This window comes from Corynebacterium sp. HMSC067D03 (assembly GCF_001811185.1).
Taxonomy (GTDB): domain Bacteria; phylum Actinomycetota; class Actinomycetes; order Mycobacteriales; family Mycobacteriaceae; genus Corynebacterium; species Corynebacterium coyleae.
On record NZ_KV803820.1, the window covers coordinates 194,035 to 218,378 of the forward strand.

General features: G+C 61.3%; 20 protein-coding genes. 3 read left to right on the top strand and 17 right to left on the bottom strand.

Annotated features, from left to right (window positions below):
* Positions 1 to 303 precede the first annotated feature (303 nt).
* The 7 genes from dnaE to lspA all read right to left on the bottom strand — a co-directional run bounded on the left by dnaE (position 304) and on the right by lspA (position 9,592).
* The gene (dnaE, locus tag HMPREF2785_RS06665; protein ID WP_070614580.1) at positions 304 to 3,864 is read right to left on the bottom strand and encodes a DNA polymerase III subunit alpha; all 3,561 of its coding nucleotides are present in this window, start codon (positions 3,862 to 3,864) and stop codon (positions 304 to 306) included.
* A 33-nt stretch (positions 3,865 to 3,897) separates the two neighbouring features.
* Positions 3,898 to 5,166, bottom strand: a complete 1,269-nt coding sequence (locus tag HMPREF2785_RS06670) for an ABC transporter permease (protein ID WP_070450908.1) — start codon at positions 5,164 to 5,166, stop codon at positions 3,898 to 3,900.
* A complete protein-coding gene (locus tag HMPREF2785_RS06675) occupies positions 5,167 to 5,877 on the bottom strand; it encodes an ABC transporter ATP-binding protein (protein ID WP_070422382.1) in 711 nt (236 codons plus the stop codon).
* A gap of 162 nt (positions 5,878 to 6,039) precedes the next feature.
* Entirely contained in the window at positions 6,040 to 7,629 is a 1,590-nt protein-coding gene (locus tag HMPREF2785_RS06680; RefSeq protein ID WP_070422210.1) for an efflux RND transporter periplasmic adaptor subunit, read from the bottom strand.
* Between the two features lie 38 nt (positions 7,630 to 7,667).
* Positions 7,668 to 8,186, bottom strand: a complete 519-nt coding sequence (locus HMPREF2785_RS06685) for a hypothetical protein (protein WP_141743379.1) — start codon at positions 8,184 to 8,186, stop codon at positions 7,668 to 7,670.
* A complete protein-coding gene (locus HMPREF2785_RS06690) occupies positions 8,167 to 9,093 on the bottom strand; it encodes an RluA family pseudouridine synthase (protein WP_070422209.1) in 927 nt (308 codons plus the stop codon). The genes HMPREF2785_RS06685 and HMPREF2785_RS06690 overlap by 20 nt, the downstream gene beginning before the upstream one ends.
* Complete coding sequence (lspA, locus tag HMPREF2785_RS06695) at positions 9,086 to 9,592, bottom strand: signal peptidase II (RefSeq protein WP_070422208.1); 507 nt, start codon at positions 9,590 to 9,592, stop codon at positions 9,086 to 9,088. Before lspA ends, HMPREF2785_RS06690 begins: the two co-directional genes overlap by 8 nt.
* A gap of 63 nt (positions 9,593 to 9,655) precedes the next feature.
* Here lspA and HMPREF2785_RS06700 point away from each other — a divergent pair, with 63 nt between their 5' ends.
* The gene (locus HMPREF2785_RS06700) at positions 9,656 to 10,576 is read left to right on the top strand and encodes a hypothetical protein (protein WP_083308108.1); all 921 of its coding nucleotides are present in this window, start codon (positions 9,656 to 9,658) and stop codon (positions 10,574 to 10,576) included.
* A 1-nt stretch (position 10,577) separates the two neighbouring features.
* Here HMPREF2785_RS06700 and HMPREF2785_RS06705 read toward each other — a convergent pair whose 3' ends face one another.
* The gene (locus tag HMPREF2785_RS06705; protein WP_070570073.1) at positions 10,578 to 11,174 is read right to left on the bottom strand and encodes a WKL family lipoprotein; all 597 of its coding nucleotides are present in this window, start codon (positions 11,172 to 11,174) and stop codon (positions 10,578 to 10,580) included.
* A gap of 75 nt (positions 11,175 to 11,249) precedes the next feature.
* On the opposite strand from HMPREF2785_RS06705, the gene HMPREF2785_RS06710 reads away from it, so the two are divergent.
* A complete protein-coding gene (locus HMPREF2785_RS06710) occupies positions 11,250 to 12,143 on the top strand; it encodes an asparaginase (protein WP_070614682.1) in 894 nt (297 codons plus the stop codon).
* Here the strand turns inward: HMPREF2785_RS06710 and HMPREF2785_RS06715 are convergent.
* Positions 12,132 to 13,514, bottom strand: a complete 1,383-nt coding sequence (locus HMPREF2785_RS06715; protein WP_070450902.1) for a DNA polymerase IV — start codon at positions 13,512 to 13,514, stop codon at positions 12,132 to 12,134. The two genes, HMPREF2785_RS06710 and HMPREF2785_RS06715, sit on opposite strands and share 12 nt — an antisense overlap.
* Before the next feature lie 42 nt (positions 13,515 to 13,556).
* Positions 13,557 to 14,855 (bottom strand): HNH endonuclease signature motif containing protein, encoded by a 1,299-nt coding sequence (locus HMPREF2785_RS06720; RefSeq protein ID WP_070483964.1) that lies wholly within the window; start codon positions 14,853 to 14,855, stop codon positions 13,557 to 13,559.
* Positions 14,856 to 15,072: 217 nt separating this feature from the next.
* Between HMPREF2785_RS06720 and HMPREF2785_RS06725 the strand changes: the two genes are divergently transcribed.
* Positions 15,073 to 16,236 (top strand): S1 family peptidase, encoded by a 1,164-nt coding sequence (locus tag HMPREF2785_RS06725; RefSeq protein ID WP_070614582.1) that lies wholly within the window; start codon positions 15,073 to 15,075, stop codon positions 16,234 to 16,236.
* Positions 16,237 to 16,310: 74 nt separating this feature from the next.
* Here HMPREF2785_RS06725 and ileS read toward each other — a convergent pair whose 3' ends face one another.
* The 7 genes from ileS to ftsZ form a co-directional block, all read right to left on the bottom strand.
* Entirely contained in the window at positions 16,311 to 19,475 is a 3,165-nt protein-coding gene (gene ileS, locus HMPREF2785_RS06730; RefSeq protein ID WP_070614583.1) for an isoleucine--tRNA ligase, read from the bottom strand.
* 218 nt (positions 19,476 to 19,693) lie between these two features.
* Positions 19,694 to 20,653, bottom strand: coding sequence for a DivIVA domain-containing protein (locus HMPREF2785_RS06735; RefSeq protein WP_070570081.1), 960 nt, complete (start codon positions 20,651 to 20,653; stop codon positions 19,694 to 19,696).
* Positions 20,654 to 20,784: 131 nt separating this feature from the next.
* Positions 20,785 to 21,093 (bottom strand): YggT family protein, encoded by a 309-nt coding sequence (locus HMPREF2785_RS06740; RefSeq protein ID WP_070422201.1) that lies wholly within the window; start codon positions 21,091 to 21,093, stop codon positions 20,785 to 20,787.
* Positions 21,094 to 21,115: 22 nt separating this feature from the next.
* Positions 21,116 to 21,598: a cell division protein SepF gene (locus tag HMPREF2785_RS06745; protein ID WP_070483971.1), complete on the bottom strand. Its 483-nt coding sequence runs from the start codon at positions 21,596 to 21,598 to the stop codon at positions 21,116 to 21,118.
* 35 nt (positions 21,599 to 21,633) lie between these two features.
* The gene (locus HMPREF2785_RS06750) at positions 21,634 to 22,320 is read right to left on the bottom strand and encodes a YggS family pyridoxal phosphate-dependent enzyme (RefSeq protein WP_070614584.1); all 687 of its coding nucleotides are present in this window, start codon (positions 22,318 to 22,320) and stop codon (positions 21,634 to 21,636) included.
* Positions 22,313 to 23,038, bottom strand: coding sequence for a peptidoglycan editing factor PgeF (gene pgeF / locus HMPREF2785_RS06755; protein WP_070614585.1), 726 nt, complete (start codon positions 23,036 to 23,038; stop codon positions 22,313 to 22,315). Before pgeF ends, HMPREF2785_RS06750 begins: the two co-directional genes overlap by 8 nt.
* Before the next feature lie 14 nt (positions 23,039 to 23,052).
* Positions 23,053 to 24,267, bottom strand: coding sequence for a cell division protein FtsZ (gene ftsZ, locus HMPREF2785_RS06760; protein ID WP_070422197.1), 1,215 nt, complete (start codon positions 24,265 to 24,267; stop codon positions 23,053 to 23,055).
* Positions 24,268 to 24,344: the final 77 nt, after the last annotated feature.

Genomic DNA, 24,344 nt, shown 5'->3' on the forward strand with positions numbered 1-24,344 from the left:
GTCCGCCCTCTCCCAGCATCCCGGCTCCCAAGGCGTCACCCGACAAGCTCGCGGCGCGGTACGCCCGCAGAGAATCACCGAAGCCGACTATGCAGCAGCATAGTCACTACCGCTGGATCCTCGAGCCCGCGCACTATGCAGCGGCATAGTTTCTCCTAGCCGAGCATCCCAGCTCCCAAGGCGTCACCCGACAAGCTCGCGGCGCGGTACGCCCGCAGAGAATCACCGAAGCCGACTATGCAGCGGCATAGTCACCACCGCACGAGCCTCAAACGAGCACACTATGCAGCGGCATAGTTTCCCCTAGCCCAAGATCCCCGCACCCAGGGTTGCCTTGAGATCACCCATCAGGCTCGCAGAACGGTGCACTCGCAAATGGTCGCCGAGGATCATCAGTTGACTGTGTTCGCCGTTGACCAGGTTGAGATAGACGTCTGAGTCGCCTGGGTTGTTCGACAGCACTCCCTTGAGTTTCGAAATGTTGTCGATGGTGCACTGGTCCGTCCGCAGCGTTAGACGAAGCGGTAGGCCAGCACCGTTGCCGGGGCCAAGTTCGGGGACTTTGACGTCGTCGCCAAACAAGCTCATGCGCTCGTCACGAATTGAGACATGTGCTCTGACCAAAATGATGTTGTCCTCCACAATTTGCGGAGCCACAAGCGCGTATACCTTATTGAAGAGCAGCACATCCACCTGTGCGCCGTGGTGATCCTCGATGGTCACAATCGCCCAGGGAGAACCGTCCTTCTTAGAGAAGCGTCGGTCCACATTCGAAATCAACCCACCGATGGTGACCTCTGCGCCGTTACGCAGTTCACCGGACAGGATGGTGGTGAGCTGCGTATCGGTCTGTGCATCGATGGCTTCCTCGTACCCATCAAGCGGGTGCCCGGACACGTATAGGCCAAGCATTTCGCGCTCGAGGGCGAGTTTGTGCTTACGGTCCCATTCGTCTTCAGGTACTTCGATGGCAAACGCAGAATTCGCGGAACCGTCCTCGCCACCAAGGCCCGCAAAGAGGTCGAATTGGCCCTTGTCGGCGGCTTTTTTCGTCGCCAAGACTGAGTCCACCGCGTCTTCTTGGATTAGCATCAAGCCCTTACGCGGGTGACCCAAAGAATCGAACGCGCCTGCCTTGATCAGCGATTCCGTGATGCGCTTGTTGCACGGAAGGAGATCGATCTTGTCCAGGTAGTCAGAGAAGCTGGTGAAGTGCCCCTTGGACTTGCGGGTCTCTTTGATGGACTCCACCACTTCCGCGCCGACGTTTCGCACAGCCGCAAGTCCGTAACGGATGTCTTTGCCGACAGCCATGAAGTTCTCTTCAGACTCGTTGATATCTGGCTGCAGCACGCTGATGCCCAGGTGGCGGCAATCCGACAGGTAAATCGCGGACTTGTCCTTCTTGTCACCCACAGAGGTCAGCAGCGCGGCCATGTACTCGGCGGCGTAATTCGCCTTCATGTAGGCAGTCCAGTACGACACCAACGCATAGCCTGCGGCGTGCGACTTGTTAAACGCGTACGACGCGAACGGCTCAATCGTTCCCCACAGTGCATCGACGGCTTCCTTGGAGTAGCCGTTTTCAAACATGCCGGCAGAGAAGGTTTCGTATTCCTTCGCCAGCACCTCCGGCTTCTTCTTACCCATGGCTTTACGGAAGCCGTCTGCCTGACCAGCCGTGTAGTTGGCTACCTTCTGCGAGATGTTCATGATCTGCTCTTGGTAGACGATCAGGCCGTAGGTTTCGTCGAGAATCTCGCGCAGCGGCTCCTCAAGCTCCGGGTGAATCGGAGTGATCGGCTTGCGCCCATTCTTGCGGTCGGCGTAGTCCCAGTGAGCGTTCACACCCATCGGGCCCGGACGGTACAGAGCGAGCGAGGCGACAATATCGTTAAAGCCCGTCGGCTTCATGCGCTTGAGCAACTCTTGCATACCTCCGGAGTCGAGCTGGAACACACCAAGGGTGTCGCCACGAGACAGCAACTCGTACACTGCCTCGTCGTCGGTGTCCAAGGCTTCAAGGTCGATGGTCTCGCCGCGGTTCTTCTCCACGTTCTCCAGCGCGTCGCCAAGCACTGTCAGGTTGCGCAACCCCAGGAAGTCCATCTTCAGCAGGCCAATGGCCTCGCACGCCGGATAGTCCCAACCGGTAATGATCGCACCGTCGGCAGGACGCTTCCACATCGGAATGTGGTCCATCAGCGGCACAGACGCCATAATCACAGCACACGCGTGTACGCCTGCTTGGCGCACAACGCCTTCAAGTCCACGGGCGGTTTCATAGATCTTGGCCACATCCGGATCTGTCTCGATCAGCGAGCGAACCTCAGCCGCTTCCGCGTAGCGCTCGTGCTCCGGATCGGTGATGCCGGACAGTGGAATATCCTTCGCCATAATTGCTGGTGGCAAGGCACCGTTGATGCGGTCGGCCATCTGGAAGCCCGGCTGGCCGAAGTTCACCTTCGCCGAGTCCTTAATCGCCTGCTTCGTCTTCACCGTGCCAAAGGTGATCACCTGGGCGATCTTGTCCTCGCCCCAACGCTCGGCGGCGTAGGTGATCATTTCTCCGCGGCGGCGATCGTCGAAGTCGATATCGATATCCGGTGCGGACGGACGCTCCGGGTTGAGGAATCGCTCGAAGAGCAGGCCGTGCTCCATCGGGTCAATATTTGTAATGGTCAACGCATACGCAACCAACGAACCAGCGGCGGAACCACGACCGGGACCAACGCGAATGCCGATCTCGCGGGCGTGCTTAATCAGCTCCGCAACGATCAGGAAGTAGGAGGGGTAGCCCTTCATGTCGATGACGTCGATCTCGTAATTCGCACGCTCGGTGTATTCCTGCGGAACCTCTCCCCCGTTGAAACGCTCCGACAGTCCGCGGCGAACCTCCTCACGCAGCCACGTCGTCGGAGTGTGTCCCTCCGGAACGTCCGCGATCGGCATGCGATCGTGCGGGTGTTCCTCCCACAACTCGCTGTAGTCGCCGACACGCTCCGCGATCCACAGGGTGTTGTCGCACCCGTCAGGCACGGTGGAGTCCCACAACTCACGCATCTGTTCGGCAGTCTTGATGTAGTAGCCGGAGCCATCAAACTTGAAGCGGTCCGGATCCAGCAGCGTCTTGCCTGTCTGGACACACAGCATTGCCTCGTGCGCGGGCGCCTGGGATTCGAGGACGTAGTGGCAGTCGTTGGTCACCAGCGGCGGCAGTTCAAGCATCTCTCCGATGCGCAACAGGTCGTCGCGCACGCGGCGTTCGATGTGCAACCCGTGGTCCATCAGTTCAAGGAAGTAGTTGTCCTTGCCGTAGATGTCCTGCCACATCGCCGCAGCCTCCAACGCGGCGTCAAACTGGCCTAGACGCAGGCGAGTTTGCACGTCACCGGACGGGCAGCCAGTGGTCGCGATAATGCCGTCAGCATGCTCGGCGATAAGTTCCGCATCCATGCGAGGCCACTTGCCCAACTGTCCCTCGTACGACGCAAGGGAGCTCAGCTTGAACAGGTTGCGCAGACCCGTCGCGTTCTCGGCGAGCATGGTCTGGTGGAGATATGCGCCGGACGCGGAGACATCGTCACGCTTTTGATCCGGCGTACCCCACAGCACACGCTTCTTATTAAAACGAGAGTCCGGTGCCATGTAAGACTCAATGCCGATGATCGGCTTCACACCAGCATCGACCATGCGACGGTAAAACGCATTGGAGCCGAACATGTTGCCGTGGTCGGTCATGCCGACTGCTGGCATGCCCTGGCGGGACACCTCCTCAGCCAGCAAGTCCACCTTTGCCATGCCGTCCAACATGGAGAACTCGGTGTGGTTATGAAGATGAACGAAGGAGGATTTTTTGGCCATGCGGCTCATCTTAGACGGCTACGCAAGTCCGAATTATTCGTAGCGCAGCGCGTCGATGGGCTGCATCTTCGCGGCCTTCGACGCAGGGTATGCGCCGAAGAACACACCGGTCGCCAGCGAGAACAGCAGCGCGAACACCACGGCTCCGATCGGTGGCCATGTCATTTCCAAAAGCGCCGAGCTGGCGATCATGCCGACAGCGCCACCTAGGATGACGCCAATGACGCCGCCGATGAGGCACACCAGCATCGCCTCGACGATGAACTGGACACGAATATCATTGTGGGTTGCGCCGAGCGCTTTACGCACGCCGATTTCGCGGGTGCGTTCAGTAACCGTGATCAGCATGATGTTCATCACGCCGATACCGCCGACGAGGAGCGAGATGCCGCCGATTGCGGAGAGCACGGTCGACAGGGTGCGGAAGATCGTCGTCAAGCCTTCGAGGCTCGCTGAGATATCGAACACCTCGGCCTCGTAGTTGTCGTTACCGGCGTACATGCGATCCAGGTACGTTTGCAGGTCTGCGCGGAACACTTCCGGGTCCTCATCCACAGCAGCACGCACGCTAAACGACGACACCCAGTCCGCCTCCAAGCCAACCCTGCCCGCGGCCGTGACCGGAATGTAGGCGTCCGCAAACGCGGTTTCCCCGAACATGGGCTGGCTCTCCGATTTTTCCAGCACACCGATGATGGTGAACACCGCCGGCTTGCCGTCGATGATGAGGTCGAAGCGGGAGCCGAGCGCCTTGCTCGGATCGTTGTCGAACAACGCCTCGACCAGCTCTGGCGACACAACGGCAACGGGGCGACGACTATCAATGATGTCTTGATCCAACCCGCGACCGTACTGAACCTTCAGGCCACGCATGTCGAGCGAACTCGCAAGCGACGGGTAGATCGACACACTTGAAGTGTTGTCCCCGACCTGTGCGTCACCACCGCCGGAAAGCTCCAGATCGATGCCTTGCACGCGGTCGCCGAACGACGCTTGCAGCTCGTTGAGCTGATCAAACGTGACAGCATCGTTCTCGTTTGTCGGCGGGGCAAGATCAAACGCCGCAAACGGGTCCTCGGATTTCTCGCCTTCTTCCGCGCGTTCGTGCACCATCACCGGGTACGTGGTCGTGCCGGCGTCTTCCAGACCACCCATCACATCGTTCTCGAGGGCACGGCCCAACGTCATGATGATGATCACGGCCATGATGCCGATGATGATGCCCAAAAGCGTCAGCAGCGAGCGCAACTTGTTGGTATTCAGGCTGGACAGCGCCAACCGTAGCGATTCGCGAATATTCACCTAGTTCACCCCACCCGGCTGGCGCACACGAGCGATTTTTCCGTCCATCATTTCCACGATCCGGCCGGTTTCTTCAGCCAACTCCGGGTTGTGGGTAATAAACACGATGGCTTTGCCCAGTTCCTGGTTGAGTTCGTGGAACAGATCCATGACCATGCGTCCGGTTTTGGAATCCAGGGCGCCCGTGGGCTCGTCGGCAAGCAGCAGCCCTGGGTCATTGGCCAGGCTGCGTGCGATTGCCACACGCTGCTTCTGGCCACCCGAAAGTTCGTTGGGGTTGTGGTGCAACCGATCCCCCATGCCCATGCGATCCAGCAGTTCGGCGGCGCGCTCCTCGCGCTCGCGCTTCGGCACACCGGCGTACATCATCGGCATGGCCACGTTCTGCAGCGCGTCGATGCGGCCAACGAGGTTGAAGTTCTGAAAAATGAATCCGATGTTTTGGCTGCGGTAATGCGCCAGTTCCTTGTCCTGCTTCGCGTACACAGGTTCGCCGTTGAAGGCATACGCACCTTCCGTGGGGCGATCAAGCATGCCGATTAGGTTCATCAACGTCGATTTACCGCAGCCCGAAGGACCCACGATAGAAACAAATTCGCCCTGTTCAGCGTAGAAATCCACGCCGTGCAGTACGGTCAGTTCGCTCGGCTCGCCAACGTTGTACGTCTTCACGATCCGGCGCATGTCGATCAACCTGCCGGTGTTCTCCATGCGCGGCTGCGTATCGACGACTTCCTCCACCGGGACAGTTTCAACTACCGGTTCGTCTTCATCGGCTGGGTCTTCTTCGCCGTCGAGGAAGAACGGGTCGTGGGTGTCTGTCGTGTCGGTCAGGGTGTCGTCGTCAAGCGGACGCTTTTTCCTGCGAAACACTTACGGCTGCTCCTTCTCGCCGTCCTGCTTCTTCTTGCCTTCGCGAGCCTCGCGGACCTTCTCCGGGTCGAAGTTCGGGTCGTTGATCTCAACGGTCTCCCCGATACGCTCGCGGTACTCGTCCGGCCAGTTCACGACAATATCGCCAGCCTTGAGGTCGCCGCCCGTAATGGCAATGTCGACGTCGTTGGACGCACCGGTTTTCACGATGCGTTCCTCGACCTTGCCAGAGGTCGCATCTTCGCCCTCGGTTGCCATGACGAGAACCTTCTTCTTGCCGTCCTCCTCATACACGGCGTCGAGCGGGACGTTGAGCGCGTCCTTCGCCTCAGCGGTAATGATCTCCGCACGCGCGGTACCACCCAGCAGCAGACCTTCCTTGTCGCCGGTGATTTCGATCTCGACCGGGAACGTCACCTCGCTCGAATTTTGCGATCCGCCGCCGCCCATCGCCATGCCAGGAACCTCAGCAGAACCAGAACCGCTCGCGGCCGGCGCAATGCGCGTGACCTTGCCCTTGAACTGCTTCTTGCCAGTTGCGGTCGACGTGAAATCAACCCGGTCCCCGACCGAGATGTTTGGCACGTCCGACTCACGGACCTCTGCCCGAATGACCAGGGAGGAATCGTCGGCAATACTGAGCAATTTGCCTTGCGGGATGTCGCCTTCGTGCACGGAAACCTCGGTCACCAATCCCGCGATCGGGGCGTACACGGTGCCTTCACGGACTTGGTATTCGAGGGTGCCGTCGCCCTCGCCAAGCTGCGCCGACTCGGCCTGACGGGTAGCGGAGCTCACCTGCGCCTGCAACTGGTCACGTTCCTGCGCCGCCTGCGCACGTGCGGACTCAAGTTCCGCCTGAGCCTGCTGCAGCGCCGCCTGAGCCTCCTGCTTGCTCAACGAACCACCAGCGAGCTGCGCCGGAGCTTGCGGTGCCGGTTGTGCCGGCTGTGCCGGTGGTGCTGGAACACCCGGCTTTGCCGTCGCATTGCCAAGCGAGGAGATCTGACCCGCCATCTGCTCCACAGCCGCCATGCCGCGGTTGATCAAGCGCGGGCCGCCCTCTGCAGCAACAGCAGCGTTGTAAGCCGCCTGCGCCTGGTCGACCTGCGCTTGAGCAGCAGCAATCGCCGGGTGCGTCCCGTTATTGATGCTTGCCTGATACGCGTTCAACTGCTGCTGCGCCTGCTGCACGTTGGCCTGCGCATCAGCCTGCGCGTTCGCCTGCTGCTTTTGCTGGACCGCCAACTGGCGCTCCAGCTCCTCGGTATTCATGGCAACGAGGAACTGCTGCGCCTGGACCCTGTCACCAGCCTTCACTGCAACATTCTTTACCTCAGACTGCACCGCCGAGGTGATGTTGACAGTGCGCACCGGCTCAATCTTGCCGGAGACGACAACACTGTCAGAGACGCCTTCCTGGGACACGACGGTGTAATCGCCGGGCTGCAGCCCGTCACCTTCGCCTTCGCCGTTGCCATCGCCACCGAATCCGCACGCGCCGAGCAGCAGTGCGGACGACGTGACAATTGCCAGGCTCACGCGTGTCAGCCGGCGACGTGCGGTCGAGTGATTGGTCTCGGAAGCCAAGGGGTCTCCTCCCGGTAGCAGGCATATAACTCCGCAAACTATACACGGCCCCCAGAGACGTTTCGGGTCAATGCAAACGCTCCCCACACAGCATCAGAAGGCAATACTTCCACGGCGAAAACAGCTGGCTGTTCGGCAACCGCGCGGAGTTCATCGCCTGAACCGTAAACGATCACTGCGTCAATTGGCTGCGTGGTTGCTTGCTGGAAGATTTCGTCACGTAGCTGCCCCGCAGGCGGTTCACCAACCGCGATAGGCGCTCCGCCGTTCGCGACCAGAGCACTCGCCCGGCGCGCCGGCGCAACCGTCACCGCAGCATCGTGAACAGATAATGCTGTATCGAACGTCACAAGCGCGAACGCGGGGGCGTCGGCGGCACGCAAGGTGTCGTCGGCGCGTTGCTTGTAGTTCTCTTCCCCGTCTTCGGGCCCGAGGGTGTCGCCTTGCAGCACAGATGGCAGTGGTGGCGTTGCAACGCCAATCGCCCACAACGCTGAGAGCGCAACACCAGCTGCAAGCAGCGTTGCGACGACCCGCCTACCCGTTACGGACCGCATCAAGCGCCACACGAAGGTCCTCCGGATACTCGGAGGTGACCTCCATATATTCACCGGTACGCGGGTGGACGAACCCAAGGCTGGTGGCATGCAGCCACTGGCGCTTCAACCCGAGTTGCTTCGACAGAGTCGGGTCCGACCCATACATCGGATCTCCCACGCAGGGATGGCCCACCGAGGACATATGCACTCTGATCTGGTGGGTCCGGCCCGTTTCTAGGTGCACCTCGATGAGACTCGCCCGGCGGAACGCTTCAATTACCTCGTAGTGGGTCACGCTCGGCCGGCCGTCCTGCGTGACGGCAAACTTCCACCCGGCGGAAGGGTGGCGTCCGATCGGTGCATCAATTGTGCCGACTGTCGGGTCCGGCAGCCCCTGCACCAACGCGTTATAGGTCTTGTCCACGGTGCGTTCTTTAAAGGCGCGTTTCAACGCGGAGTAAGCGGGCACGCTTGCGGCAACGATCATGACGCCGGATGTGCCGACGTCGAGACGCTGCACGATGCCCTTGCGCTCCGGCGGGCCGGCATCGGGAAGCGTGAATCCCATGGCTTGCAACCCACCGACCACATCGGGGCCTTCCCAGCCCAAGGTCGGGTGCGCCGCCACGCCCACAGGCTTATCCACCGCGATGACGTCGGCATCCTTGTACAGGATCTCCAGACCTTCAACGAGTTCGGTGACCGGCTGCGGCGCCCGCTTCGGCTCCGGCAGAGTGACCTCCAGCATGGCGCCTGTGTGGACTCGTTCCGATTTCTGTGCAGCAGTGCCGTTGACAAGCACGTCACCGTTCGCGGCAATTTCTGCGGCGACGGCACGGGAGACACCGAACAGCTTCGACATCGCAGCATCGACACGCATCCCGTCCAGCCCTTCCGGCACTGGAAGCGCCCGGAACTTACCCATCGTTGTCCCCCTTCCGCTCTGCAACAAAGGTGGCCACGACAAACACCACCACACCGACCGTAATAGCAGCATCGGCCAGGTTAAACACCGCGAAACTGCCTACGGAGATGTAGTCCACCACATGTCCGAACCAGAATCCAGGCTCACGGAACAACCTGTCGCACAGGTTGCCCAGTGCGCCACCTGCGACCAGCGCTAGACCAAACGCCTCCCAACGTGTGGACATGCGAGGACCAAACCAAAGCGCACCAATGACAAACGCAAGTTGGAGGGTGGTGAATAACCACGTCGAATTCTGCCCCATTGAAAATGCGGCGCCCGGGTTAAACAGCAGGTAGAAGCGGAACCAATCTCCGATCACTGGGTGGGGCACTCCGGGTTCCAGCCATGCGACCATGATGATTTTCAGGAGCTGGTCCAGCGCCGCCACGATGAGCATCACAGCGATCACGACACCAAGGTAGCGGGGTGTCGAGCGGGGTTTCGTTGCCTGTTCCATCGCCGTCCCACCTTAGCGCCTCGGACGCTACCCCTGCGTATGCCGTGCGGTACGTTCTTAAAGATGTCTCGTTTAACTGCCGCCGTTGCCGCCGTTGCTTTGTCACTGTCCCTCACCGCATGCGCGGGCGAGGAAGACCTGATCGAGGGCGTGCCCGCGTTCCCTGTGGACGAGCCGGGTGTCACTGTCGTCGATACGGGCGAACATGCTCGCGTGTTGTCGTACACCGAGAACGCCGAGCCCTGGTCCACCACGGTTGCGGTCTCGTCCGGTGTCGCGCAGACAGTGGGCGATCAGGTCCGGGGCGGCGATGTGGCGATCACGACGTTGCCGCTGGACATCTCGGTTGGTGACGCACCTGAACCCGGCGAGGGAGAAGCAGCTGCTTCTCGACGAATCGACTTCACCGTCGGCTCCGGCAAACACTCCAACCTGGACATCGGCCAGGACGTCGCCGCCACTGAAGGCTTCCGCATGAGCTGGCGTGGCGACGACTCTGGGAAGATCTCCACCATCAAACTGCTCGCCCCACCGGAAGCACCGGAGCGCGGCCTGCAGCATGTGGAGCCCGCCCTGCTGGCGCTGATCACCCAAAACGTCGTGTTCCCCACCGAACCAATCGGTGAGGGTGGCGTGTGGAAGGTGGAAAACCGAGTCGCCGGCGACAACACGATGTTGCGCACCACCACCTACACTGTCGAGTCGCTTACCGATTCCACCGTTGACCTCGCCGTCGACATCGAGGAACGCCCCTCGGAAAAGGACATGACGATCGACGCCGATGCCGCCGGGGACCTCAACGGCCAGCACATCGAGGTGGAGTCCTCTTCCACCACGTCGAAGGGGCACATCACCGTCGATTTCTCCCGCCCGTTGCCAGTGTCAGGCGAGGTGGAAGCGACAACCCACCTGGTGTACTCCGGCGGGGAGCAAACAACCCGCGTGGTCCAAGACATCACGCGGGCTGTGCGGTACGGCGCTTAACTTACAGGCCAGGAGCTGCCGGAGGCGCCTGCTCGGCTGGGGCTTCGGCCGGGGCCTCAGCCGGTGCGGCCGGTGCGGCCGGTGCGCCGGTGTTGCACATGTCCGGCACCTGCTCCGGCGGCAAGGTGTTGCTGACCAGGAAGCACGCCCAGCTTTGCGAGATCTTCCAGTGGCCCTCCTCGTACACAAACTCCACATCCTCAGCCAGCTGCGATTCCGCGTCCGGTCGGGTGAAGTTCACCGTCGCCAACACCGAGTTGGTGGTGTAGCCCGGCAACACCGGGTTGACCACCTGGAAGTTCGCGCCTGATTCCTGCTGAGACTGGGTCATCAGATCGAACAGTTCCGGCGTGGTTTCGCCACCCTGGACGGTGTTCGCGCGTTCTGCGATGGGCAGGTTCGGGTCGGCAGCGCGCTGCAGGACTGCGTTGAGCTCTTCTGCGGTGGGCATTTCTGCCACGGGCGCTGCGTCGGATGCGCTTGCCTGTTCGGCTGCGGTGGTGGTGTTCTCCGTGTTGTCGGACTCGCCCGAGCAGGCGGTCAGACCCAGCGCGAGGCTGGCCGCTGCAAGTGCCGCAGCAAATCGCTGTGCTTTCACGTGTTCTCCTTGCATACCTTGATTGACTTGCTCAACGTTACTGCACTGAAGCCCATTTCTGGCACTCTGGTGCACATGACCGTCTACGTTGTCTCCACCGGAGGCACCATCGCCTCCACCGCCGATGTGTCCGGGGCGCTTGTGCCGACCTTGTCCGCCGATGAACTTGTCGCCCGTAGCGAAACCACCCGTGACGTGCAAACTCGGGAGATTGCGAGTCTGGATTCGTCGTCAATGGGGCTCGCCGACATCGACCGCCTTCGTGCGCTGACTAGCACATTGCTTCACGACGACACCCTCACCGGCCTCGTCATCACCCACGGCACCGACTCCATGGCAGAAACCGCCCTCGCGTTAGACCTCGTCCACCGCGATGAACGTCCCGTCGTGTTGACCGGTGCGATGCGCTCCGCCGATCATCCCCACCCTGACGGGCCCGCAAACCTGCGTGGCGCGATCGAGGTGGCCGCCACCCAACGCGGCGGTGGCGCCTTCGTTCACTTCGGTGGCACAACCTTGCCTGCACGCGGCCTACGCAAGCGGCACACTACCGATCTGGACGCCTTCGACGTCCCCGTTTCACTGCGCCGACCTATGCCTGTCCCCGCTGCGCCATTGGACGGCTTGTTCGTGCCGATCCTGCGTGCATGGCCAGGTGACGACGGCACCGTTGCACATCTTGTCGCCTCGAAGTCCCCCGACGGCGTCATTGTCGAGGCCCTCGGTGCCGGCAACGTCTCCGACGGCACCGGCGAAGCACTTCGCGACATGCTGCGCCGCGGCATCCCCGTAGTGATTGCCACTTCTGCCCCCTACGGTGCAGTGACCTTCGCCTACGGCGGCGCAGGTGGCGGCTCTACCCTCGGCGACCTCGGCGCGCTGCCCGCCGGCCATCTCTCCCCCGGCCAAGCTCGTATCGCACTGCTCACCGCCCTGGCCACCGGTGTGAATCCCAGCTCACTGCTCTGACAGCCAGTCCTCCCACGCCAACGAATCGACGGGGTCGGCCGGGACGAGCGCGGGATCGTCGCTACGCAAGCTCTTGACCCTGCCAGGCCCCGTCGCGCGAGTTTCAAACCGCACCGTGACCCACCCTTTGCCGGCCCCTTGCACCCAACCGTGCCCAAACTCAGGGTGAAACACGTCCTGGGTAGCCCGCCACTGCCCTGGCGTGTCTCCCATCTCTGAGACCACCTCGAGTCCAGCCGGTGCGGCATGATCACTCACCCCAGTTTCGTAGTCCTCCGCCACCGGCGCCGGCTTCACAATCTCCTGATCCAACTCCGGAAACAACACATCCTGCAGCGCATCCTCCAGGCCCGAATACGACACCCCGACAAGCCTGATTGGCCCGACTTCGTCCGGGTAACGCACCAGTCGAAACGCCGTTGCGAGCAGGGTTTCCGCATCGTCGGTTGCATACGGCAGGGTCGCCGAGCGGGATTCGATGCGAAAGTCCGCCATCCGCAGCTTCACTGTCACCGTGCGAGCCCCTCTCCCGTCCTTGAGCAACCGTCGATGCGAATCCGCTGCCGCACGTTCCAGCGCAGTGTCTACCTCCGACGGCTGGGTTAAATCGTTCGGGTAGGTGTGCTCGGAGGAGATCTGCTTCGCCACAGCACGCGGGGCAACCGGCCGCTCATCCACACCGCGAGCAAGCCACCACAGCTGCTTGCCCACCGCACCACCAATCGCGATATCGAGTTCTTTCTCGGTCAGCGCCGCCAAATCCCCAATCGTCTCGATCCCCGCCGACGCTAACTTCGCCTCCGTCACCGGCCCCACACCCCACAACTCATTGACCGGCATCGGATGCAGGATCTCTAACTGTTCTTCATGCGGGATGACAAACACTCCGTCCGGTTTCGCGCGGCCCGAACCAATCTTGGCGTATTGCTTGCCCGACCCAGCTCCGATCGAGCTCGGCAAGCCAGTCTCCTCCTTGATCTCCGCGCGCAACTGGTTCGCCCACTCACGCACCTCGTCAGGGGTAGCACCAATGAGCTCAGCTGGCTCCATGAAGGCTTCATCGATAGACAGTTGCTCCACCACATCAACGTGCTTGCTAATCACCTCGAACACTCGTCTCGACGCGGTCGTGTACACCGCCCGCCGGGGTGCCACAAGAACTGCTTTTGGCCCCACCAGACGTGCCGCCCGGTGTGTTGGCATGGCGGAGCGCGCCCCATACTTTCTTGCCTCGTAACTGGCGCCCGCCACGACCCCGCGGCCGGTCACACCCGCAACGAGCACTGGCCGCCCTTTCAGCGTGGGACGGGTGAGCTGCTCACATGACGCGTAGAACGCGTCCATGTCGATATGCAGCACCCAGCGAGTCATGCCACCACTGTGCGCCACCGCTACCGCCGAGTTCCAATTTCGTCATTCATCGAATGAGGTACCCGTGATGAAATCCAGGCGACGCGGCAACCCTCGCCCGCGGGAAACAAACCGCGCACCATCGTTAAACGTGAAGAACAGGTCGGTTCCCCTGCTTTCAATTGTGATCGTCCCGTGGCTAACCTGCGAGTGACAACTCGAGCACAGTGGAATGAGGTTATCCATGTTGGTCGAGCCACCATGCTCCCATTCTCGGATGTGGTGGATCTCAATAAACCGGCGATGCGAGCACCCAGGCATGGCACATTGATACCCCCACGTTGCTAGCAACGCCTGCACCTGGCCGTCAGTGGCGAACCGCTGTGCACGGCCGACGTTGATGGTCAGCCCATGTTTGTCCATCAAGTGCAACCGCACCACGGCGTTAGCAAGGTAGCTTCGCACATCCTCTGACCGTGCGGCACGGTTTTCGGGCATCCAACAGCCCCCGCCCTGATTCACCATGAGATTGACCTGCACACCGGGGCTACGAAGCGGACTAATCGGGTGAGCCCGCACCATATCCACCATGGCCAGCAACGCTGCGTAAACGTCCTGTTTCTCCGGAGGCCCGTAGCGCGAAACCGTCTTCGCGATGTCTTCGGCGGTGATCTTTGTCCGTTTCCGTGGTTCGCGATCCTGCTCAGAGGCGACAGCATCCTTGGCGTTGGTGGCGTCGTCGATAAGCAGTTGCACCTTTTCAGGATCGTTGAGATCCTCCGGATCGACGTCCTCCAGACCAAAACTGGCCAACTGCGCCATTTTCAGCGCGGTCAGAAGTTTCTGCCCAGCCACGGCGGGAAGACGGGCCTCGAACGCAAGCATGCCATCGTCGCACTCTCTGGCCCGGGCGAAAGGTTCGGTCGGCTCATCGCCTTTCGGCCCGGCACCGGCGAGCACAAGTTTCAGGTCCGAAAACGCCAGAGACAACGCAAGAGCGACAAGCTCCTCTTCGTTTTGCTCGTCTAGAAACTGCAGGAGAAAACGAACCGTCGAATACGGCATCACCCCAGACTCAAACGCCTCGAATAACCGGCGATACCTGCGCAGGCCCCGGGCAACCCTCACATACTCAAAGGCCGTCGGTTCGGGCAGGTTGAGTTCCCTACGCAACCACGTCGCGGTCGACTTCTCCCCATACTGCGACGCGAGATCCTGCTCATCGAACTGCCCGACTGCTTCAAGCATCCGCGCACGATGGTGATTGGCCGAAAGGTGGTTGACCTTAATCCGGTCTTCGAGCACCTCTGCCGACAAATCATTCGTTCGATCAGCCACCCACTGGCTCACTGCAACTGTCATGTTCACACCCCTTGTTTACAAACATTGACACCTTTATATATCGAATAGGTGTGCGAGTCAATAGTTTTCCTCAAATCTACCCAAAGAGGCCATTCCCCCACCTTGGCTGCGCAGCTTTTTCACTATGCCGCTGCATAGTTTGGAGCAGACGGCGGTTCTTTGTTCGAAAAACTATGCCGCTGCATAGTCGACACATTCGTCGCCACGATGTGTCACCATGACATCTGTGAAGATCATCCAAACGTTAATCTCGGTAGCGCTCGCATCCGCGACCACGCTCACTGCGCTCACTGCCTGTTCCGGTGCAGAAGATATCGCCGCCGATGCTCCCGAGACCAAACTGACACCGACTGAGGTCGCCGAATTATGTCAGAACGCCGCCAGAAACGCGTCCACCGCCGACGGCGTTGCCTACGACGCCCTAACGGTCTATGCACACGAAGTGCCCACCGACGCAATCACAGGACAGACGTTCGACAGCGAGATCTCCGGTTTTCTCAGCAATGACGAATACATCGGTGAATTCACATTCCGCTGCACGATCGACGGCTCCGACGCCCAAGTGAGCAATTTTTATTTCCCTCCCGAGAACTTTCTCGCCCCGCAATCGGAATCCAGCCCCACAAGGCAAGCACAGCGACAGCACGCACAGCCGCAGCAACCACAGGCGCAGGCCGTGGACCCGCAGCGCATCGACCCACGAAACAACGGCGCGGGAGTAACCGGCAGGGACGACAACCTGGGCATTTACTATCACAACAAACAGGACTGGCTGTTTCTCGAGGCTCCGGGCAAGGTTGTACCTGGCGCGAAGATTTACAACGTGAACAAAAGCTACTGCTCTACTGGTTTTATCGCGTCGCGGGAAAACCGCACATTCATCGTTACTGCCGGGCACTGCGGCGATGTGGGTGACCAGTACTACGTCAATGACCAATACGGCGGGTCACTGGTTGTGGGCGAGATGGTCGAATCCTTCTACGAGCGCGACAACACGGGCTTTATCGGCACCGACATCGGACTGATTGAGATTTACGACGACGCCAAGCCGTACGTGGATTCCGCACTGCCCGTAAATTCCCGATTGAAGGGCTGGATCACCCCAGCCCAAGCGGGGCAAGGCAACATGACCATTTGCCGTCTCGGTGCCACCACTGGCTACTCCTGCGGCAAATTCGTCGAGGTAGATAGGGCCGGCCAATTCGTGTTTCGCAACATCGCTGACAGAGGCGATTCCGGAGGCGCGATCTTCGCGTTCGACGGCACGGACGCATGGGCACTAGGGGTGACGTCGAACGGCAGCGACTACAACAAGACGCTCACCAGCGGCATGGAAATCGCCGGCGCAATGCAGCACTGGGGCCTCACGCTTCACGGCTAGCCCCTAAAAACACTATGCCGCTGCATAGTGGTCCGGGTCAGGATCCACTATGCAGCGGCATAGTCCGTCAGCGCCTAATTCTTGCGAACGGTGGCGGTCACACCGTCGACAACATCATGGCCTTCGACTGGTTCGGTGACCACATCGAAGGAGGTTGCCAACGTTTCAGCGGCGATGTGCTCTGCGTGACGACGAGCCCACTCCTCCTTCTCAGCCGGCACCGCAAGCACAACCGCAATGCGATCGGAGACCTCAAGGCCCTCACGCTTGCGCGCATCCTGCAGGCCACGGATGACATCGGCGGCCCAGCCTTCAGCCTCGAGTTCCTCAGTGACGTTGGTGTCCAGGACGACGAGGCCGACGGCGGCGTCGGCGTCGACACGCGCAGTGCTCTCCGGGTTCTCGGCGACGAGACGCTCGGTGTAGAGCTCCGGAGTCAGCACGATGTCTCCGTCGACCACCACGTCGTCGCCACGACGCTCATAGTTGCCAGCCTTGACGTTCTTGATCGCGCGCTGGACATCCTTGCCCAGCTTCGGACCAGCAATCTTCGCATTAACGACGACCTCGAACGAACCAGCCGAGTCCACATCCGCGGTGAGCTCAACGTCCTTGACGTTCACTTCGTCGCGAATGGTGGAGCGGAACGGCTCAAGTAGATCAGCCTCTGGCAGAGCAACAGTGAGCTTCGGCAGTGGAAGACGGTTACGCAGCTTGTTCGCCTTGCGTACCGACGACGCCGCCGAACACACCGCACGCGTCGCATCCATCGCAGCGACCAGGTCAGCATCCGCCGGCAGGTTGTCTGTCTTCGGGAAGTCAGTCAGGTGCACCGAACGGCCGCCGGTGAGACCACGCCAGATCACCTCAGAGATGTACGGCAGCAACGGCGCGACGGTACGGGTCACGACTTCAAGCACCGTGTAAAGCGTATTGAACGCCTCCGGGTGGGCCTCCTGGCCTTCCCAGAAACGATCACGGGAGCGACGCACGTACCAGTTGGTCAGGGTGTCCGCGAAGCGACGCACCTCATCGCAAGCATCGGCGATGCGCGTGTCGTCGAGAGCCTCGCCCACGGCCTCCACCAAGTCGTGGGTCTTGGCCAGGATGTAACGGTCGAGCACGTTGTCGGAATCCACCGACCACTGAGCGTCCTCAGAGGAGTACAGCTGCAGGAAGGTGTACGCGTTCCAGATCGGCAGCAGCGCCTGGCGCACGCCCTCGCGGATGCCCTGCTCAGTGACGATCAGGTTGCCACCACGCAGGATCGGCGAAGACATCAGGAACCAACGCATCGCGTCGGAACCGTCGCGGTCGAAAACCTCGTTGACGTTCGGGTAGTTGCCCTTGGACTTGGACATCTTCTGGCCGTCGGAACCAAGCACGATGCCGTGGGCGACGACCTTCTTGTACGCCACACGGTCGAACAGCGCGGTAGACAGCACGTGCTGGACGTAGAACCAGCCACGGGTCTGGCCCGAGTACTCGACGATGAAGTCAGCCGGCTGGCGAGCGTCGTGCTCCTCGCGGTTCTCAAACGGGTAGTGGTACTGCGCAAACGGCATAGAGCCGGATTCGAACCAGCAGTCGAGCACGTCCGGCACGCGGCGCATCATGGACTTACCGGTCGGGTCGTCCGGGTTCGGACGCACCAGTTCATCAATGTGCGGACGGTGCAGCGACTTGGGGCGCTCACCGAAGTCACGCTCGAGCTCATCGAGGGAACCGTAGACGTCCACCCGCGGGTACTCCGGGTTATCGGACACCCACGCCGGCACCGGGGAGCCCCAGTAGCGGGTACGCGAGATGTTCCAGTCGCGGGCGCCTTCGAGCCACTTGCCGAACTGGCCATCACGGATATGCGACGGGATCCAGTCGATCTCCTGGTTGAGCTCGACCATGCGGTCGCGGATGTCGGTGACCTTCACAAACCAAGCCGGCAGCGCCATGTAGATCAGTGGCTCGCCGGAGCGCCAGGAGTGCGGGTAGGAGTGGACGATGGTCTGGTCACGCACGACACGGCCCTTGGCGCGCAGGTCGCGGATGATGTCGCGGTTCGCGTCGAAGACCAACTTGCCTTCGTAGTCCGGAACCAGCGAGGTGAACTTGCCGTCGGCGTCGACGGGGATGACCAAATCGATGCCGTAGTCCTGGCAGGTGAACATATCGTCTTCACCGAAGGCGGGCGCCTGGTGGACGACACCGGTGCCGTCCTCGGTGGTGACGTAGTCCGCGTTAAGCACCATGAACGCGTTCTCATGATCGCGGAAGTAATCGAATACCGGCTCGTACTCCAGGCCCTCGAGCTGGGCGCCGGTGAACGTGGAGATGACCTCGTACTCGCCGAGTTCCTTCGCGTATGCGCCGAGCAGGTTCGTCGCCAAGAGCAATGGCGTATCGACGACACCCTCATCCCCCGGCTTCACCAACGAGTATTCAACCTCCGGGTGAACCGCCAACGCCAAGTTCGACGGCAGCGTCCACGGCGTGGTGGTCCAGGCGATCGCAGCCGCATCGTGCAGTTCAGGGTGCTCAGCCCACGTCTTCTCCGCAGCGTAGCCGGCGCGCCCGCCGGTGAACGGCATGGTGACGGTGACGGTAGGGTCCTGGCGGTCGCGGTAGGAATCGTCGAGACGCGTCTCCTGGTTGGACAGCGGCGTGTGCTCTGCCCAGGAGTACGGCAGCACACGGAAGCCCTGGTAGATCAAGCCCTTGTCGTAGAGCTCCTTGAACGCCCACATGACGGATTCCATGTACTCCGGGTCCATGGTCTTGTAGCCGTTCTCAAAATCGACCCAACGAGCCTGGCGGGTGACGTACTCTTCCCACTCGCCGGCATAGTGCATGACGGACTTGGCGCAGTATTCGTTGAACTTCTCCAGGCCCATGTCCTCGATCTGAGCCTTGTCGGTGATACCGAGCTGCTTCTCTGCCTCAAGCTCCGCAGGCAGACCGTGGCAGTCCCAGCCGAACACACGCGGCACGTGGAAGCCGGTCATCGTGCGGTAGCGCGGAACGATGTCCTTGACGTAGCCCGTCAGCAGGTGGCCGTAGTGAGGCAGACCGTTAGCAAACGGCGGGCCGTCATTGAACACGTATTCTTCGCTGCCTTCACGCTGCTCAAGCGATGCCTGGAACGTTTCATCCTTGTTCCAGTAGTCGAGCACAGCGCGTTCCATCTCGGGAAACTTGTCGCTGCCTCCGGTCATATCGACCTTGGGGTAGACGTTGCCAACCATGACACTCCTCCACACACAATCTGCAGGGACGCATGTGCTGCGCGGTACCACCCTGCTTGGGGCGAAAGCCCCCACTTCATTTGTGGTGAAGGAAGTGACGTCTTCCCATTTAACGTCCGGTTCTAATAAGCGTGATGCCGTTCTTCCGGAATGCTCCCCGGTGATAGCCGGATCAAAGCGTTACGCCCAGAAGTGTAGCACTCCCGGGCGTTGAGGTTTTACTTCTCGTTCGGCGCCGTAGTTGAGCGGGCCTCGAGTTCCTCGAGCTGGGACTCAAGCAGCGTCTTCAGGCGAGTACGGTACTCGCGCTCGAAGGTGCGCAGCTCCGCAATGCGATTCTCCAGCGCAGTCTGCTGCTGCTTCACCGTGTTCATAATCTCGGTGTGCTTGCGCTCTGCGTCTGCCTTGAGCTTGTTGGCCTTCTCCTCCGCTTGGCGGATCTGGGCCTCGGCGCGGGAAGCGGCCTCGCCAGTGGTCTCCTCGGCCTTCTTCTGGGCCTCGGCGACGAGCTGCTTGGCGCGAGTCTCCGCCTCCTGCAGCTGAGACTGGGAGCGGGTCTGAGCGTCCTGCAGTTGCTTCTTGGACTTCGCCTCAGCCTCGGCCACCTCACGCTCTGCAGCGCTGCGTGCGTCTGCCAGCATGGAGGTTGCCTCTGCCTGGGCATCGCTGGTCAGACGGTCTGCCATCTCCTGTGCAAGGCCGAGCACCTTGGCAGCCTGGATGTGCGAATCCTGCGAAGGCTCTGCCTTCTGCGGGGCGGTGTTGACCGCCTTGGACACGCCTTCAGCCGGACGTTTCGCAGCCTGTGCGCGAGCTTCCTCAGCCTGCTTGCGGGCTGCTGCCGCATCTTCCTTGGCAGCCTTAGCCTCAGCCTCGGCCTTGTCCTTGGCTTCCTTCGCGGAACGCAGCTGCGCCTCGTAGTCAGCGCGGATCTTCTGCTCCACCTCGCGGCGGATTGCAGCCTCGTCTGCGGAAGAACCGGCTGCTGCCGGTGCCGCTACGCCAGCGCCACCCTCTTCGAGTCGTGCGCGGAGCTCTTCGTTTTCATCCTGGAGCTGTGCAAGCGCGTCTTCAACCAGGTCGAGGAACTGATCAACTTCGTCCTCGTTGTAGCCCCGCTTGCCAATCGGGGGCTTGCTGAAAGCGACATTGTGCACGTCAGCTGGCGTCAACGGCATTTGCGTTCCCTTCATGTTCTTGTAACGGACCCGCGTCTGCGGGTCGCGAATGCGCCCCACGTTACGGGAACGTACTTAATTTGTCTGCTGAATTGTAACTGTTTCGTCTACACAACGCACATGACAGCGCGCTAATGCAGTGCCGGAACGATCATCGTCGCCCGGATAACCATCTGGAGCAGGGAAAGTGCCAGGAATAGCACGATCACGCTCACATCGAGCCCTACTCCCCCGTTCAACCTCAACGGGGGGATGAGCTTGCGTAATGCAAACACTGGAGGGTCGGTAATTTTGAACAGTGGTTCCGCCACCATGATGAACCAGTGGGGCGGGTCGAAGTGCTTCGAAAATGCCTGAATCATCTCAATGATGATGCGCACGACGACAATCAGCGAGTAGATGCCGATGACGGCGTAAAGAATTGCTCCGATAAGTGCCACGCGTTCACACCCTACAGGTTGTCTAGCGCAGGCCCGCGGAGCGCTTCAGCGCATCTTTGTCCACGTTGGCGTTTTCCGGGACGATGGCAAACAGGCGCTTGCGAGTGTCCTCACCACGGGACAGGTTGTGCATGCTGCCGCGCAGGCCGAAGCACAGGCCAGCAGCAAAGTCGACGATGCGCTTTGCATCGGCGGTGTCCAGATCGGTGAGGTCCATCACCACTGCGTCGCCATCGCGGAACGGCTCGCCGATCTCCTTGGCATCGTTGTAATTACGCGGAGACACGTTGACGATGCGCGGGGTCGGACGGTAGCTGGCGCGTGTCGACGACACCTCGCGGTGGTCACGCTCATAACGCGACGGACGCTCAGCACGGTCGTACGCGCCAGCGCCAGCAGTCGAGGAAGTTTCGGAGTAGCGCGAATCCTCAAAGTAGGCGTCGTCCTCGTTGTTCTCGATCGGACCGAGGCCGAAGAATTCTTTTGCGCTGCCAAAGAAGGACATAGTGGGGCTCCTTGGGGGTGGTTTTGCGATGAAGGTCAGCCTACGGGGCGGGGCCCAAGCAGCGCTGTTCCGACACGCACGAGATCGGATCCGCACGCGATTGCTGTCTCAAAGTCCCCGCTCATACCGGCCGACAAGATGAGGTCGCGGCCGAGGTGGGCGGAGGTGTCGTCGACAAGCGCACGTGCCCTGCGGAACACCGTCTCGGGGTCGGAGTTCAACGGTGGCACGACCATGAACCCGTCGAGGCGAAGATGCTCGGAATTTTCGACCGCCTCGATGATTTCCGGAACATCGTCGTAGGACGCGCCGCCGCGGGCGGTATCGCCGTCGTCGGAAAGCTGGATCAGGCACGGCAGGGTGTCCGTGGTGCGGTCGCCGCGCTCGAGGGCAAGCGCCATGCCACGGTCAAGGCCGTGGGCGAGTTTGACCGAGTCGAGCGAGTGGACCTGAGCCGCCCAACGCGCGACGGCGTTAGCTTTCTTGGACTGGATCTGGCCGATCATGGCGATCTGACACCGCCCATCCAGAGCTTCAGCCTTCGCGCGAGCCTCCTGCTCGCGGTTCTCACCGACGAGGGTGATGCCTGCCTCGGCGAGTTCAATAATGCGCTCAACGGGGTGGAATTTGGTCACGGGCAAGAGTTGCACGCTGCCTTCCGGGCGGCCGGCGGCGCGCTCGGCGTCGTGAATCTGCTGGGTTACTTTTTCGAGGTTATGCATCTGGCATCCAAATCACGCCGGCCTGACGTCCGGTGACGCCCTCGCGGCGATGAGAGAAGAAATCGGTATCGGTGATGGTATCGCGCGGATCTGCGTCGATGTGGGTCACGCCCATGCTCATCAGTTGGCGCACAAGCCCGGCACGGACGTCGATGCCCGCGGTCCCCTGCTTGGTGGTTGTGCGCGAGCCGGGCAAATGCTTTTCGACGTCCGCAGCCATCTCGGCAGGCACCTCATAGGACTCACCTGCCGCCGCCGGCCCGAGCAGCACCTGGATACGCTCCGGGGCTGCGCCAAGCGCCACCATCTCCTCGACGGTGCGGCGCACAATGCCGTTGCGAGCTCCCATACGGCCCGCGTGGGCTGCGGCGATCACACCTGCGCTGTGGTCGGACAGCAGCACGGGGGTGCAGTCCGCAACCAGCACGCACAGCGCGAGGTTTTTCTTGCGAGTCACGATCGCGTCAGTGGTCGCAACCGGCTCATCCGCAGGCCCGTCGACCACGGTGACGGTGTTGGTGTGGAGTTGTTCCATCCACACGAAACGCTCGGCGGGAAGGCCCAAGATGTCGGCGAGACGCTGGCGGTTCGCAGCGACGTCGGCTGGGTCGTCGCCAACATGCGTTCCCAGGTTGAACGCATCGTACGGAGAACGCGAAACCCCGCCAGCACGGGAAGTAAACACCATGCGGACGGGGCGGTTGGAAAGATCTGGCATGCCAGCCAGTCTAACTAGCGCATGAAATCAGGCACATCCAAGTCGTCGAAGCCGCCGCCGAACTCCTCGTCGCGGCGCGGACGGGAGTCCTCACGGTCCGTAAACAGGCCACGGTTTGGCTCGTAGCGGTGACGAGCCTGGTAGCTCTCCGACGGCTGCTCGGCGCGGGTCTCGGTCCGGGTCTCAGTGCGTGGCTCGGCCGGCTTCTCCGGCTGGGACTCAAGCTCCTCGGCCGGAGCGACGACGCTTGCCTGCGGGGCGTCCTCGGCAGGGCGGGCGTTGGCCTTCTCGTCGAAGCCAGTGGCGATGATGGTCACGCGGACCTCGTCGCCCAGGTTGTCGTCGATAATCGTGCCGAAGATGATGTTGGCATCGTCGTCGGCCTTCTCCTCCACGATGGAAGCAGCGTTGTTAACTTCCATCAGGCCGAGGTCGGAGCCACCGGCGACGGAGATGAGCACGCCCTTGGCGCCCTCCATGGTGGTCTCCAGCAGCGGGGAGTTGATGGCCTGCTCAGTTGCGGTCATCACACGGTTCTCGCCGCGCGCAGAGCCGACGCCCATGAGCGCGGAGCCAGCGTCAGCCATAACGGAGCGCACGTCCGCAAAGTCGACGTTGATCATGCCCGGGATGGTGATCAGATTGGTAATACCCTGAACACCGTTGTAGAGCACCTCGTCAGCCGCGCGGAACGCTTCCATCATGGAGAGCTCCGCGTCTCCCAGCTGCAGGAGGCGGTCGTTCGGGATCACGATGACGGTGTCGCAAACTTCCTTCAGGTTCTCAATGCCAGCCAGCGCCTGGCGGGTACGGCGCTTGCCCTCAAAGGTGAACGGGCGGGTCACAACACCAATAGTCAGTGCGCCCATCTTCTTTGCAATACCTGCGACGACCGGGGCCGCACCAGTACCGGTGCCGCCGCCTTCGCCTGCGGTAACGAAGACCATGTCGGAGCCCTTCAGGGACTCCTCAATCTCCTGCTTGTGGTCCTCGGCGGAAGTGCGGCCAACCTCGGGGTTCGCGCCTGCGCCCAGCCCACGGGTGGCTTCTCGACCAATGTCGAGCTTGGTGTCGGCATCGGTAAACAGCAGCGCCTGCGAGTCAGTGTTGATGGCGACGAATTCGACGCCCTTCAACCCCTCCTCAATCATTCGGTTCACAGCGTTGACGCCGCCCCCGCCGACACCGACGACGCGGATCATGGCGAGGTAGTTGGCGGGAGAAGTCATAGCGTAAGTCTCGCCTTTCAAAACTCGGGTGTTCAGTTGCGTCCCATCATGTTTGAAAGCGAAGCATTTTTTGTGTT

Excerpts from the sequence above, each read along its gene's own strand:
- ftsZ (WP_070422197.1), bottom strand. The coding sequence starts at position 24,267 with ATGACTTCTCCCGCCAACTACCTCGCCATGATCCGCGTCGTCGGTGTC.
- HMPREF2785_RS06685 (WP_141743379.1), bottom strand. The coding sequence starts at position 8,186 with ATGCGGTCCGTAACGGGTAGGCGGGTCGTCGCAACGCTGCTTGCAGCT.
- HMPREF2785_RS06750 (WP_070614584.1), bottom strand. The coding sequence starts at position 22,320 with ATGCATAACCTCGAAAAAGTAACCCAGCAGATTCACGACGCCGAGCGC.
- HMPREF2785_RS06725 (WP_070614582.1), top strand. The coding sequence starts at position 15,073 with ATGACATCTGTGAAGATCATCCAAACGTTAATCTCGGTAGCGCTCGCA.
- HMPREF2785_RS06745 (WP_070483971.1), bottom strand. The coding sequence starts at position 21,598 with ATGTCCTTCTTTGGCAGCGCAAAAGAATTCTTCGGCCTCGGTCCGATC.
- HMPREF2785_RS06690 (WP_070422209.1), bottom strand. The coding sequence starts at position 9,093 with ATGGGTAAGTTCCGGGCGCTTCCAGTGCCGGAAGGGCTGGACGGGATG.
- HMPREF2785_RS06715 (WP_070450902.1), bottom strand. The coding sequence starts at position 13,514 with ATGACTCGCTGGGTGCTGCATATCGACATGGACGCGTTCTACGCGTCA.
- HMPREF2785_RS06710 (WP_070614682.1), top strand. The coding sequence starts at position 11,250 with ATGACCGTCTACGTTGTCTCCACCGGAGGCACCATCGCCTCCACCGCC.
- HMPREF2785_RS06675 (WP_070422382.1), bottom strand. The coding sequence starts at position 5,877 with ATGGAGAACACCGGCAGGTTGATCGACATGCGCCGGATCGTGAAGACG.
- pgeF (WP_070614585.1), bottom strand. The coding sequence starts at position 23,038 with ATGCCAGATCTTTCCAACCGCCCCGTCCGCATGGTGTTTACTTCCCGT.
- dnaE (WP_070614580.1), bottom strand. The coding sequence starts at position 3,864 with ATGGCCAAAAAATCCTCCTTCGTTCATCTTCATAACCACACCGAGTTC.
- lspA (WP_070422208.1), bottom strand. The coding sequence starts at position 9,592 with ATGGAACAGGCAACGAAACCCCGCTCGACACCCCGCTACCTTGGTGTC.
- HMPREF2785_RS06735 (WP_070570081.1), bottom strand. The coding sequence starts at position 20,653 with ATGCCGTTGACGCCAGCTGACGTGCACAATGTCGCTTTCAGCAAGCCC.
- HMPREF2785_RS06720 (WP_070483964.1), bottom strand. The coding sequence starts at position 14,855 with ATGACAGTTGCAGTGAGCCAGTGGGTGGCTGATCGAACGAATGATTTG.
- HMPREF2785_RS06700 (WP_083308108.1), top strand. The coding sequence starts at position 9,656 with ATGTCTCGTTTAACTGCCGCCGTTGCCGCCGTTGCTTTGTCACTGTCC.
- ileS (WP_070614583.1), bottom strand. The coding sequence starts at position 19,475 with ATGGTTGGCAACGTCTACCCCAAGGTCGATATGACCGGAGGCAGCGAC.